Source organism: Thermogemmatispora sp. (assembly GCF_019683755.1).
GTDB lineage: Bacteria > Chloroflexota > Ktedonobacteria > Ktedonobacterales > Ktedonobacteraceae > Thermogemmatispora.
In genome coordinates this window covers 1-13,503 of record NZ_JADGHT010000005.1, presented here as the reverse complement: position 1 = coordinate 13,503, position 13,503 = coordinate 1, and the positions used below count along the sequence as shown (strand labels likewise).

The following is a 13,503-nucleotide window of genomic DNA, read 5'->3' as shown; positions in this document are numbered from 1 at the left end:
ATGGCTGAGCGGCGACTGGATGCTGCCATCGGCGGGCGCCTCTTAAATGCTTGCTGGCTGAGCGGCAGTCTGGGCTTGAGCGTGCTGCAGATGCGTCTCCTGGGACAGAGCTGGTTTCAGGGCCGGGAGGCCCTGCTGACAGCTTTGATCGCGACGGCCTGGTTAGCTGGCTCGCTGCTGGCCGCCACGCTGCTCACCACAAGCCGGCGAAACAGCGCCCGCTACTGGGGAAGCGGCTTGCTGCTCTGCGCTTTGACACAAATGGCGCTGCCTGTGATGCGACCGCTGTCGGGACCGCTGTGGTTGACGACTGTCGAACTGGGTCTGCTCTCGTTCTTTTCTTCCCTGATCGGCAATGCCTGGCTGCTCCAGCGCCGCCCCTGGCCAGCGGTCGAGGAACGGATTGCTTTGATGCGCGCCGCTCTGGGGACCATGTTCGGGCTGAGTCTGGTGTGGCTGCTGCCCACCTGGTCGGGTCTGCTCACCATTCTCTGGCTGCTGCCGCTGCTCATCCTCGACTACTGGCCCGAGGCTCGTGCCCCCCTCCCAACGCCTGGGCGCATGGTTGATAACTGGTTCGATTTGACGGAAGGGGCACGCCGCTGGCGCTTGCAACTCACGCTTGACTGGCTGCTACAGGGAGGCTGGTGGCGCTATCTGGCACGCCGCGGACAGCTCGGGCTGGTCCTGCTGGCCAGCGGCCTGGCGATCGTGCTCGGTAGTATCTGGAACGCAGTGCCAACGCCCTTTGCCTCGATCCTGCAGGCCCAAGGAACACTACCGATCCTGCTCTGGCTGCTGCTGGCTCAGACCCTGGCCCTGAGCTTGGTTTTCGCTTTACAGGTTCCCCTGCGCAGCATGCTCGGGCCGCCCGATCGTCTGATTCCCGAGCGCTGGCGGCCCTGGTGCCAGGCGATCGCACTTTGCCAGCCTTTCGTGATGGCAATCAGCCTGCTGGCTCTCGGCCTGCCCAACCTGCAAGCACCAGCCTGGTTGGCCATTAGCCTGGGCTTCTATACGTTGGCCGCCGCCATCTGGGGTATGCTGCTCCCACGTCTGCGGCCCAGCCTCAGTACCGTGATCTTCTCCCAGCGCCATCTGCTGCCACCGGGCCTGGCCCTTGATCAGGGGCAATTGGCCTACGAGCGCGCTCAAGAGGAGCATGTTAATCGCTTCCTCTTTGTCACTGAGGGGCTGCTCACGCTGCTGTTGACTCCCCTAGCCGGCTGGCTTGCCGAGCGCTGGACCGTTGACGGCTTGCTGATTTTCGCTGGGCGTGGACTGCTGATCCTGCTAGTACTCTCGGTTGGCCTGGTTGGAATCCGGCAATTCACTGGGTATAGAGCAGAGGAGAGCCAGCCTGCAGCCTTCCGGCCTACGCCGTGGGAGCGGCTGGGGCATCAGACGGGTCAGACCCCTCCACCAGGGTCTGTCTCGCCTCAAGAGCAGGCTTCTCTCGTAGAGGAGATCGAACAATTTCTTCGAAAAAGTCATTATGAACAGTAGCAAAAATCAGCAGCGAATTATACCAACTCGGACGGGCGATGATCGTCAAGGAGCCGTCGCTACTAGCGAGACGACGCCAGAGCCGCAGCCGCTGCGTTTAAGCCGTCAGAGGCTGCCTGGTAAGGCGAGCCGCTCCTATCAAGGGGTGGCAGCGACCGAGGGGGGGCGCGGTGAGTCTCGCGCAGCCCCAGCCGTTAGCAGTCAGCAGGCCACCGACGAAAGCACAGACACAGCCAGGTTGCCGCTTGGAAGCGGAAGCCTGCTCCTGGCGGGACTACTGATTGTCACAGTGCTTTTTTCCGTGACCCTGCTACCTTCCATTGAAACAGCGCTTCAGCTCCCGGCTCACAGTGCTGCGTCGAGCCAATCAACCGGTCAGCCTAGCGCTCTAGGCACAGGCCAAAGGGGTACGCTGTCTGTCTCACCAGGCCAGCAGGGGGCGACGCCGACGGCCCTGCCCGGAGGCATGAGTCTGCTGGCCACGGATACCTTTCATCGTCCTGATCAACGCGGCTGGGGTGCTGCCAGCGACGGTCACCTCTGGCAGAGCGATGCTCGGCTGAGCGCCATCTTTTCCATCAGCCATCAGCAGGGCCAGTTAGTTGGCGGTCAGGGAGCCTACAATGCCATCTTAGGCCCAGCCTTCAGCGACGGCGAGGTCTTCTTTACTGGGGCAATCAATAGCTTCCAGCAGGCTAACCTGGGCGCAGTCTTGCGTTGGATGGACACCAATAATTGGTACAAAGCCTATCTCGATGGCTCTCAGCTTGTGCTCCTCAAGAGCAGCGGCGGCATGCAGACGCGTCTAGCTGCCGTGCCGTTTGCAGCCCAGGCTAACCGTCCTTACCATCTGCGCTTTCGCATCCAGGGCGACCAATTGCAAGCCCGAGCGTGGCTGGCGGGAACGCCCGAGCCAACTCAATGGCAGGTCAGTGCACGCGACGATAGCTTCCAGAGCGGTTTTGGCGGCCTGCGTCTGGTTCTGGCTCCGGCCACCGTTATCACTATCAGCGCTTTCCAGGAGCTGGCGCTTGCCAGCTCAGCAGCCGCTGCCCGCAGAAGCGGGCATACGTAAATTAGTTTCTCGAGTCACTCAACTAGTACTTTTTCGCTACGTATTCTCCCCCTCTCCTCAAGGCAGCACACTCCTCAAGCCTACTCAGGCAGCGCCCTTCTCGCCAGCTTCGCGGGCGCACTGAGTAATATCATGGGCAGAAAGAGCCAGTGGAGCCAATGCTGCTGGGCTTGGTGCTCAGCACAGGTCGAGTTGCTTGACGACCTACTACGCCGTGCGAGTACCAGCTATGCCATCCTGAATCCTGGGCGAGAAAGCAGCTCCACTGGTAGCCGCATCAGAGAAGGAGGAGAAGGGCAATGCGTATGCCACAGGAGCAAGGCAGGGTTGAAGCCAGCAAAGCCGGGGGAAACCTCCACAGCTTCCACAACGCACCGCTTTCGACGGGCGCTCGCCCTCTGGCGTCCAGTGACTCTACAGAAGAACTGGAGGGAGAGGAGCGAGAAGCATGGAAAGCGGCCTTGCCCTCAGAAAGCTACGTACCGCGGGTGATGCCGCGCCTGCTCAGTACAGGGGACATGGTGGCCACCTTCCTACTGATCGTCTTCTTCATCACGAACGCCACCACCGCGGTAGCAGGTGGCGCGGCGGCCTTCACCTACTGGGCCATTGGCGCCCTGGCTTTCTTCATCCCAGGCGTCATTGCTACGGCTCAGCTCGGAGTGATCTTTCCACACGAAGGCTCGCTCTACAACTGGACCCACAAAGCCTTTGGCGGCTACTGGAGCTTCTTCGCGGCCTTCTGCGCCTGGTTCCCCGGCGTCCTCGTCATCATCAGCGCAGGTGATGTCATCGTTTCCTACTTGCAGGGGCTAAACCCCGGCTGGCTCACCGAGCCGTGGCAACAGGGCCTTTTCATCATCGTCCTGATCGCAGTGACCAGTACCCTGGCCATCCAGCGTTACAGCGCTGTCCAAAAGCTGGTCAACCTGGTAGCTGGCCTGACATTAGTGGCTGTCATGCTACTTGGATTGGCCGGGCTAGTCTGGCTCCTGCGTGGTCATCCCTCGGCGACCAGTTTCAGCCACCTTTCCGACTGGAGCATTCGTTTCGATAAGAATAGTGGCAATCTCTACCTCTTCGGCCTGATTACGCTGGCTTACCTGGGGACCGAAGTCCCGCTCAATATGGGAGGCGAGGTCGCTCGTTTACGCGTGATTACCCGCCATCTCTTCTGGGGTGCTGTGCTGGTCATTGTCGGCTACGGCATTGCAACTTTTGCCCTGCTCGTTATCGCCGGTCCGCAGAACGGGGCTGCGCCTTTCGCACTGGTGCATGTAGTCGATCTGGCCCTGGGCAAATTTATGGGCAACGTTGTGGCCTTCTGTCTGATGAGCTTCTTCATCATGGCTATGGTTGTCTATAACTATGCCTACGCCCGTCTGCTGATGGTCGCTGGCATCGACCAGCGTTTACCGGTGAAAGTAGCGCGGCTCAATCGTCAGCGTGTCCCGGCCAACGCCATGATCTTTCAAGCGGCGGTAGCTATTGTTGTCACGGCCTTTGTCTTCCTGCTGGCCCCCTACACGGTCCAGATAACGACGCCGGCCAATCTCTCGACTGAGGTCTATAACGTCATGCTGGCCTCTTCGACACTGGTCTGGGCCTTCTCAGCGGGCTTTCTCTTCTTCAACCTGATCCGGCTCCACGGCATGCGTCATCCCCTACTACGCGAGCGGCGCATTGTCCCGGCACCTCTCCTGTGGGGCAGTGTCCTCTGCGGATCGGTGGCCTGCTTCCTGGCCATCATCGGCACGCTCTTCTACTCATGGACCAACCTGATCAGCAATACACAATGGTTTATCATTATCAGCGTCCTGACTTTCGCTTACCTGGTGATAGCGGCCATTGGCAGTATGTTTGCCAACAGTGAAGCCAACTGGGAGAGCGCTCGCCTCTAGCTACAGAGCGTGAGCCGGCGAAGGGAAGTGTGTTGCTTCACCTTCTGCCTGCCCAACGCGCTGCGTAGCAGCCTCCAAAGATTGAGGGCCACCTGTTGCTCTTGCGTGGTCCTTCAATCTTTGGAGCGCGGATCAAAGGCGTCGCGCAGGCCATCACCGAGGAAAGAAAAGGCCAAGACGATCAAGGCCAACACGGTGGTGGGAACGAGAATCTCCCAGGGATGAGTATTGATATAGGGCGTGGCATCGGAGATCATCAGGCCCAGGCTGGAACCGGGCGCCTGCACGCCCAGGCCAAGCAGGCTGATGCCGGCCTCACCAATGATGGTGTTAGAAATGTTGAGCGTTGAGGCCACCACTACGATGCTCATGAGATTGGGAATGATATGGCGGAAAATGATGCGCAGGTTGCTGCTGCCAGAGGTGCGCGCCGCCTCGATAAATTGCTGCTCCTTGAGCTGTAGCGTTTGCCCACGCACGTAGCGCGCCATGAGCGGCCAGACCGTAATCGCCAGGGCCAGCGAGACCAGTAGCAGGCGTCCATTGCCATTCGGGCCGATGATCGGCAGTTTGGCCAGGGCATCGGAGGCGCCAGGGCCAATGATGCCGGTCAACATGATGGCAAAGAGTAAGCCCGGGAAGGCAAACATCAGATCAGTGAAGCGAGCCAGGACCTGGTCGATCCAACCTCCGAAATAGCCGGCCAGCACTCCCACAGTCAGGCCCAGCCCAATATCGACGACCTCAACGAGAGCAGCAACAATGATAGAGACCAGCATACCCTGCATCAGCCGGGCCAGAATGTCACGTCCCAGATCATCGGTCCCAAGCCAGTACTGAGCCGAGGGACCTTCATCCTGGCGAATCAGCTCTTCGTGATAGTAGCTATGGTAGACACTGGCGGGGACTGGCCCGTTTTGCGGACTCTGGTAGACGCCGCCGATATGCTGGTAGATAGGGGGACCAAAGAAGGCGACCAGCACGAAGAAGATAATCAGGCCGAGGCTGGCCATTGCACGCTTGTCACGGCGCAGCCGACGCAGCGATTCCCGCCAGGGTGAGGCCGCACGACGCTCTTGGTCTGCTTCTTCTTCGCCGGGTGGGGCACCGAGCGGAGGCGCTTCGCGCAGGCCGGCGGCTAATTCCAATAGCTCAGCCGGCGGGGGCTGTAGCCCGGCATCAGGTTTCACGAAGCTCTCGCCGGCGGTCTCAGATGGCTTGTGGTGTGCATCCATAGACATAGGTTTCTCCTCTGCTCCTCCCCCTATTCGAGCCTGATGCGCGGATCAACAATAGTGTAGAGAATATCGGAGATGAGATTGCCGATCACAACGCCGACCGCCAACAGGACTACTGTGGCCTGGATCACCGGGTAATCGAGATCAATCACCGATTGCAGTGAGATGCGCCCAATCCCCGGAATGTTGAAAATCTGCTCGATGAAGAAAGTGCCAGCGACCAACAGACCAATGGCGACGCCAAGGACAGTCACCAGCGGAATGAGAGCGTTGCGCAAAGCATGCCAATAGATGACGACGCGCTCGTGCAGGCCCTTGGCGCGCGCGGTACGCACGTAGTCTTGACGCAGTACCTCTAGCATTGTGGTACGAGCCAGGCGCGCAAAGTAGGCGTAGCCCGCCGCTCCATAGACGAGGATCGGAACAATCTTCGGCTGCAGATCAGTCCAATCATATTGCCAGGGGGCACCCCAGGATGAGGATGGCCAGCTAGCCCCAGTCTTGCTATCGATCCAGACAATAACCACCTGGGCCAGGATGGCAATGACGAAGGGCGGCAGGGCGTAGATGATTAGAGCCACTCCCATGTTGAGCGTGTCAATCCAACTGTTGGCTTTAATGGCCGAGAGAATGCCCACAGGAATACCTAGCAGGAGTTCAACCACCAGGCCCCAGAAGGCTAGCTCTAGCGAGACTGGGACGCCGTCCTTGAGAATATCCCACACCGGTCGGTTCTGGTACTTGAAGGAGATGCCAAGGTCAAAATGGGCCAGGTGCACCAGATAGTTGTAGTATTGCTGATACCAGGGGAGGTCTAGCCCATAGGCATGACGCAGCATCTGCCAGGTGTGGTAATCAAAATGGTCGCCCATCTGGGCCCGAATGGGATCACCGGGGGCCAGATAGCCCATGATGAAGGTGATGAAGGTGATGCCCACAATCACAAAGATCAGCCCGATCAGGCGCTTCACCAGGAATTGGAGCATGTGCTTTACTCCCTCTCTCCTTTGCTTCTCTGCCCCCCTCACCAGGCCTGGCTCTCCCTACCTGGGATGAGCTTGCCGGCGAAGGACCAGCCAGGTCAGGTCAGGCACTCGCCCTACGACAGGCTCTGTCTCTGAGTATGCCTGGCCAGGCATGGTATAGGCAAGCCTGGCATTCGCAGCCGCGCCCAGGCTGAAGGTCGGACCTCCCCCTAAACGGGCCGGCAGAATGCCAGGCTGTGCTTATGTGAGGCGTGCTACTAGCTAGCTAGCTAGCTAGCTAACCCACTAGCGGGCTAGTGGCGTCAGGCCTCAGACGGTAAAGTAGATGTTCGCCCAGTCGTCAGGCGGAATGATCGACAGGCCGTTGTAGACGATACCATGCAGCTTGGTGCTCTGCATGAGCTGGATCTTGTTCTGGTAGATGGGAATCCAGCCAACGTCATCGACGATCTGCTGCTCCGCCTGATTGTACTGCTGCATGCGCTCCGTCTGATTCAGGTTGACATCAGCCTCTTCGAGAAGCTTCTGAACCTGTTGCTGCTTCGCCGCATCGGTCGAGTGATTCTGACCGTAGTTCATCTGGTTGTAGCCAGAGCCTTTGTCAAAGAAGACCGACAGGAAGTCCTGGGGATCGGGGTAGTCAGCCAACCAGCCGGAGATCCAGACCTGCAGGCCGTTGGGGTTATTGACGGTAGCGTTCTCCAGCGTAATCAGCTTCTCGTAGGTGGTGCCGACTAGCTTGACGTTAGCCCCAAGGACGTTCTCCCACATCTGGGCGATGGCCTGTGAGGCCTGCACAATGGCCTGGGCATCGGTGTAGTAGTTGAAGGTGATGGTTGGCAGCGAAGTCATCCCCTCTTCCCGCAAGCCCTGCTGCAAGAGCTGCTTAGCCTTCACCCTATCACCTGACAGGCTACTGACGCCCGCTGGACCGACCAGATTGGGGTTATAGCCTGGCATGCCCTTGGGCACAATGTGGTTAGTGGCTTCGACGGCGTTTCTGAAGACAGTCTTCTGCAGCAACTCCTTGTCAATGGCCAGCGCAAAGGCCTGGCGAATATGGATGTTGTCAAAGGGCTTCACCAGGTAATTCATGGTGATGTACCTGATGCGGAAGTTCACGTACTCGTGAAACTCCGGCGAGTTGCGTACAGAATCGATCTGAGCCGGCGGCAGGCCAACGACGCCGGTATAGTCAAACTGATGCGACTGGTAGGCGCGGAAGGTAGTATCCTGGTCGCCAGAGATCAGGTACTCCAGCTTCTGGATCTTGGGTTGGGGGCCATAGTAGTAGGGATTGGGCACCAGGACGATGCCTTTGGTGTGGTCATAGCTCTGAACCTTGAAGGGTCCGGCGCCACCGCCCTCGGTCAGGTGATCAGTCCACTTGCTGCCGTACTTGTCGATCAGCTTCTTCTCGACAACGTACGAACAGGGATAGGTCAGAGCCTGCAGGAAATAGGCCGCGGGTTTGCTGATCTTGATGACCACCGTGTTAGGATCAGGCGCCAAGAGGCTATCGCCAATCAAGGTCGGGATCTTGCCGCTGGTGATCTTGTCGTAATCCTTGATCAGGTTGAGATAGTAGGCAACCTGTGACTTGGTGGCCGGCTGCAGGGTACGGTCGATGCTGTAAATAACGTCCTGCGAGGTGAGCGGTGTACCGTCGCTGAATTTGAGATTGGGTCGCAGATGGAAGGTGTAGGTGAGGCCATCAGCAGAGATCTCGTGAGACTGGGCGAGTTGGTCGCGGAGCTGAATGTTGTGGTCCCACTCCACCAGGCCGGTCCAGATGGCCTCAATGGTGTTAGCATCAATGGCAAGCTGCACCAGGGCAGGGTCCAGTGTGCCAAAATCAGTGGGTCCAATGGGAATGCGCAGCACCTGCTTATCAAGCGGCGCAACTTGCGTGCTGCTGCTGCTGCTGCTGCTCTGGCCGCCACCACAGGCGACAAGCAGCGCAATCAGACAGAGCAAGGCCGGAATCAAGACAAAGGGAAATGGTCTGCTCTTACGCACGGGTAACCTCTCTTCTGGCTTCTGTCCTGTCGGGACGGAGCAGATGGTACTGAGTGGCTTTTACCAGCCGGCACCGACTGGTAGAATGAAAGAAGATACTTCCCGCTCAGCATGCTTCTGATGGCTACAGCGTTTCTCCCTGTGCTTCATTGCCCCCTTTCGGTCTGGGAAACGTGCGCCTGGCTCACCCCTTGTCACAGGCTGAGCTGTATAGATATTACGTCCATTCTGGGAGGAATCTCTCAACCATCTGCGCCTGCTTACTTCTCCCCGCTCACCAGCTCTCTCCTCCGATTCTGGTCATCCGCCGTCTCTCGTCAAAGAGGCTGCACTAACGCAGTGGGGGCGCTCATGCGAATTGCTCCTGTATTCAAGCGACGATCATCTTGCCCTAAAAGCCCTTGCGTTTCTGCGCTTTGTCCTCTTTTCTTGGTTGGCTAGCCAGGAGGCCTGCCTTGTGGACACACAGTCAGCAGGGCTCGCCCTCTCTCCGCCATCGTCAGCGCGGCCTCTCGCCTATCAAGACTATAAGAATTCCCCTATCGACAAGGGCGGCAAGCCCCAGGCAGCCGCGAGAGAAGCTGCGGGTCCACAGCATAAAAAAACAGCAAGAGCCTGGTCAGCGACCGGCCAGCGCACCAGGGTGCGCCTGGAGGGAGACCAGTGCTCCTGCCTACTTTGCGGAGAGAGCAAGCCAGTTCTTCTTTCCCGCCAGTGAGCCTGTTCGCGCAACTGGCGGCGCGGGGTTGGGATAGAAGAGAGAGGGCTAATGCTCAGCGAGATGGATACGTAAAATCTCTCCCTGACCGGGACCGTAGCCGAACCCCTTGTTCGACACATAGAGGTCGCCATCCGGTCCGAAGGTCATAGCCGTCGGGAAACTCAGCCCCGAGGCGATCAGTACCTGGCGTCCGCGCTCGCTGACGCGCACAATTACCCCCGTGCCTGGCACTGGGCCAGCATTATTGGCCGTCGTAGTCTCCAGGACATAGAGCCGTCCACGCCGATCGAAAGCCAGCCCAAGTACCGCTGTTAATCCGCTCATCAAGACACGCACGTGACCACGCGGTGTGATGACCAGCAGCTTTTCTGTCCCCACGTGCACAGGGAAGGTACCCAGATTAGCCACATAGAAGAGACCACGATGAAAGACCACCGCCGTCGGCACAATGTGGCCCTGGCTGGCGGAGATATCCGCCACCCGTTGGATCTCGCTACCCGCATGCCGAGCACGCTGCCAGCGTGGCGTGATCCGGTCCAACTCGCCATGATTTGGCTCCAGCGCATACAGGCTGCCATTGACCGCCACCATGCTATACCAGGTCCCGTCAGGCTCGAAGTCCTCTTGATCAGGATGCTTAACGGGATGCGTCTGCAGAAAATGGCTGAGATCGGCGATGTAGAACACGCGATGATGCTCCGGCTCAAAGCGGAAAATAGCATTGGGTACCTGGGGTATACCGTGGGAACAGCCTGCACCAGCGAGCAGGCCATAGAGGGTATGGCCGATAAAAGCGAGATCCGAGACACCGCTCACCGTGCTCTCGCTGGCCGGGCTTGTCTGGCTGGAAGGGAGATGATCGATCAGAGTGACGCGCTTGCCATGCCGATCAATGCGCGAAATGCGGGCACTGAAGCCACCGGTGTACGGACCAATTGGCGGTGGCACTTGCTGACAACGACCAACCGTTGATTGCCGGCCCCCAAGGCCACCCTCGGCAACGTAGAGTTGCCCATCGGGACCAAAGTGCAGGCCCCGCGGGTTATTCAGCCCGGTTGCAAAGACGCTGATGCTAGCAATCGGCGCGGGCCTGGCCTGAGATTGAGCCCGCGCCCACGGCGGAACGATCACTAGCGACGTCGGTAAAACCAGCCCGAGAGCAATGACCCTGACGAGTATGCATCTCAGACGCGTGCTGTTCATGACTCTCCTCTCTGCTTTCAGCATTCTCTTTTGCCAAATTGGATATATGCTTTTCGATAAGCATATATCCCTGTGTTCCGCTACTACTATAGAGAGGAGAGAGAAACACAAGCAGGCGCTGGTTAGCAAGGAGCCTGAGGTAGCGGGAGTTCACCACAGAGGCAGAGCCTCAGTCAGCGAACCAGAGGCACCAGGGTCTTGATGCGACTCAGCTCCTCACACCGTTGTTGGCGATAGCGCAGATAATCATCAAGCACGCGCAGCGAATGGCGGTCCATGCGCTGCCGCAGCTCGCCCTCCGTGAGCCAACACGGGCGGCCCTCCATACCAGCCCGTAGCTGTCCACCGCGCACGCGTGCATGATAGACAAAGCTAATCGTACTAAGTGCACCCCAGCTAGTGGTTGCCAGCGAATAAAAGTTGATCAGATCATCGGCTTCCAGCACCAACCCGGTTTCTTCACGTCCCTCGCGCTCTGCCGCCTCACGTGGATGCTCACGCCAAGTCATAAAGCCACCCGGAAAGACCGCCCGTCCGCCAGGGAGAAGCATCACCAGGAAACGCCCCTGCTCTTCCACAACCACCGCTGCGCTTCCGAAGGGAGGCAACTTCTCCCCGAGCGCGAGATTCGCCAGATTAAAACAGAAGCTGACCCAGTGCTTGAGCCATCCATAAAGCATCGTTTTTACAGTGTTCATAAGCATTCTATTTACAGCCTCTTCTTTCATTTGAGGATATAATCAGGCATGCGATAGCCTGTCCCGGCAACAAGTCAGACGCGCCGCCCAGGGAGGGCGCTCTGACTCGGTCCAGGAGCAAAGATAACCTCTTCCTGTCGCAATTCGCAGAGCGCCCGATCGCAAAATTGTCGCAGGCTCATCACCGAGCCATTGCAAGGCCGGCCTGACTAAGTTCAAGAGCAGACAGGCACGAGCTTCATATGCTATGCTCAGAAAAAGATACGCTCCTCCAGGCCTGGTATTGGTGTCTTCACGGCAAGCCGCCAGAGGGAGAGCGTGCCAGGTTCAGCAGGCAGATCAAGCGGGCGAGGTTGGTGAGGGGCAAGGGAAGATGACAAAGCGCAGCCACCTCCAGCCCAGGCCAGGAGGAGTTGATCTCCGTGCACACAAGCCGGAGCAGAATACAAGGGAGCGAGCGATCATGCAGCTAGAGACTCAGCCTTTGCAGCTGAAGCTGAGCACCCCGTTCCGCATCGCGCGCGGGGTTGAAGAAATTGCAGACAATCTGCTGGTGACGCTGAGTCACGACGGTCTCAGCGGCTACGGCGAGGCGGCACCCTCAGCCTACTACGGTGAGACTGCCACCACCGTCAGCGCCTGTCTGGAGCGTTTTGCCCGGGAACTCGGAGACGACCCCTTCCTGATCGCAGACATCCTTGAGCGCCTCGATCATGTCATCGGGCGCAACCCTGCGGCTAAAGCAGCGATCGACATGGCGCTCTACGACCTTGTGGGCAAGCTCCTCAATCTGCCGCTTTACCGGCTGCTCGGCCTCAACCCAGCGCGCAGCGCCCTTACCTCTTTCACGATCGGCCTCGACACTCCCGAGCACATGGCCGAGAAGGCCGCCCGCGCCCAAGATTACCCCATTCTCAAGATCAAGGTAGGCACCAGGCATGACGTCGAGAACGTACGAGCCATTCGCGCGGTCTCTCAGGCCACGCTACGTGTCGATGCCAATGCCGGTTGGAGCGTCAAAGAAGCCATTCGCACCATCAACGCCCTGGCCGAGTACGGGATCGAGTTTGTCGAGCAACCTATTGCCCCCGGCGACCTGGAGGGTCTGCGTCTCCTGCGTCAACAGATCCCCGTGCCTATCATCGTTGATGAGAGCTGCGTCTCTCTGGAGGACATCCCGCGCCTGGCTGGCTGCGTTGATGGCATTAACATCAAACTGATGAAATGCGGGGGGATCAGCCACGCCCTCAAGATGATCCATACAGCCCGCGCCCATCATCTGCAAGTCATGCTCGGCTGCATGATCGAAAGCTCGTTGGCGATCACGGCAGCCGCCCACCTGACACCGCTCGTCGACTATGCCGATCTCGATGGCAACCTGCTCATCGACAACGATCCCTTCTGCGGCGTGCGCGTCATTCAAGGCAAGCTAATTTTGCCCGAGAGGCCTGGCTTGGGAGTGGTCCCCCGCGTTCATACCGGAGGAGAGAACGACAAGCAGGGCGTCGTTTGAAAACTTGAAAAAGAGAGGAGGGGAGGAGCATACCTAGTATGAAACGAGGAGAGCGACAGACAAGCCTCTACTCAGAGGAGAAGAGACCGGGCACTAGCCAGTTGGTGGCAGGCTAGACGCTCAGCGCTTCTCTCCGCCAACAGGTCGCTCTCCCCTTCTTCACCTAAGCATCAGCAACTGCAAGGCTACTATTTAGCAAGTAAGCATGGTAAGCAGGCAGTTTTAAGCCCAAGGGTTGTTAATCGTCTTAACCGCGGCGTGAACGACGGAGCTTGCGGCGCAGGTTAGCCGCCTTTCGTTTGCGGCGGTCCTGTGGACTCTCATAGCGCGCACGACGGCGGGCCTCTGAGAGAATGCCATCCTGCTGCACGCGGCGGTTAAACTTCTTGAGGGCGACATCAAACGGCTCGCCCGGATTCACCTTGATCTCGCTCATCGAGAAAACCAGCCCCTATCTAGATCTGCCGCTACCCGCAGCGGCCCGCACGCAGCCCGCCGTCGGTAACAGGCATAAAATAGAAGGATGAGAAAAGCTGCAATGAATGAACCATTCTCACGAGGAGCACGAGGTCAGCGCTGCAGAGGGACAGAGCTAAGAGCAGCGTGCCCTTCATGATTGCTCCCAGTATAGCATACTTGATAG

General features: G+C 58.7%; 10 protein-coding genes. 4 read left to right on the top strand and 6 right to left on the bottom strand.

The window, feature by feature from the left end; all coding sequences use genetic code 11:
- The 3 genes from IRZ24_RS01030 (at nt 1) to IRZ24_RS01020 (ending at nt 4,482) form a co-directional block, all read left to right on the top strand.
- Complete coding sequence (locus IRZ24_RS01030; RefSeq protein WP_297159740.1) at nt 1-1,506, top strand: hypothetical protein; 1,506 nt, start codon at nt 1-3, stop codon at nt 1,504-1,506.
- Entirely contained in the window at nt 1,496-2,581 is a 1,086-nt protein-coding gene (locus IRZ24_RS01025) for a hypothetical protein (protein ID WP_297159739.1), read from the top strand. Before IRZ24_RS01030 ends, IRZ24_RS01025 begins: the two co-directional genes overlap by 11 nt.
- 305 nt (nt 2,582-2,886) lie before the next feature.
- Nucleotides 2,887-4,482: an APC family permease gene (locus tag IRZ24_RS01020; protein WP_297159738.1), complete on the top strand. Its 1,596-nt coding sequence runs from the start codon at nt 2,887-2,889 to the stop codon at nt 4,480-4,482.
- A 113-nt stretch (nt 4,483-4,595) separates the two neighbouring features.
- Here the strand turns inward: IRZ24_RS01020 and IRZ24_RS01015 are convergent, their stop codons facing one another.
- The 5 genes from IRZ24_RS01015 to IRZ24_RS00995 all read right to left on the bottom strand — a co-directional run bounded on the left by IRZ24_RS01015 (nt 4,596) and on the right by IRZ24_RS00995 (nt 11,347).
- Nucleotides 4,596-5,723, bottom strand: coding sequence for an ABC transporter permease (locus IRZ24_RS01015; protein WP_297159736.1), 1,128 nt, complete (start codon nt 5,721-5,723; stop codon nt 4,596-4,598).
- 23 nt (nt 5,724-5,746) lie between these two features.
- On the bottom strand, nt 5,747-6,706 hold the full coding sequence (locus IRZ24_RS01010) for an ABC transporter permease (RefSeq protein ID WP_297159735.1): 960 nt from the start codon (nt 6,704-6,706) through the stop codon (nt 5,747-5,749).
- A 309-nt stretch (nt 6,707-7,015) separates the two neighbouring features.
- Complete coding sequence (locus IRZ24_RS01005; RefSeq protein WP_297159733.1) at nt 7,016-8,725, bottom strand: peptide ABC transporter substrate-binding protein; 1,710 nt, start codon at nt 8,723-8,725, stop codon at nt 7,016-7,018.
- A gap of 766 nt (nt 8,726-9,491) precedes the next feature.
- Nucleotides 9,492-10,649: a ScyD/ScyE family protein gene (locus IRZ24_RS01000; RefSeq protein WP_297159732.1), complete on the bottom strand. Its 1,158-nt coding sequence runs from the start codon at nt 10,647-10,649 to the stop codon at nt 9,492-9,494.
- A gap of 173 nt (nt 10,650-10,822) precedes the next feature.
- The gene (locus tag IRZ24_RS00995) at nt 10,823-11,347 is read right to left on the bottom strand and encodes an NUDIX domain-containing protein (RefSeq protein WP_297159730.1); all 525 of its coding nucleotides are present in this window, start codon (nt 11,345-11,347) and stop codon (nt 10,823-10,825) included.
- Nucleotides 11,348-11,810: 463 nt separating this feature from the next.
- On the opposite strand from IRZ24_RS00995, the gene IRZ24_RS00990 reads away from it, so the two are divergent.
- On the top strand, nt 11,811-12,860 hold the full coding sequence (locus IRZ24_RS00990; RefSeq protein ID WP_297159728.1) for a dipeptide epimerase: 1,050 nt from the start codon (nt 11,811-11,813) through the stop codon (nt 12,858-12,860).
- 247 nt (nt 12,861-13,107) lie between these two features.
- On the opposite strand, the gene rpsU is transcribed toward IRZ24_RS00990, so the two are convergent.
- A complete protein-coding gene (gene rpsU / locus IRZ24_RS00985) occupies nt 13,108-13,296 on the bottom strand; it encodes a 30S ribosomal protein S21 (protein ID WP_052890055.1) in 189 nt (62 codons plus the stop codon).
- Nucleotides 13,297-13,503 lie beyond the last annotated feature (207 nt).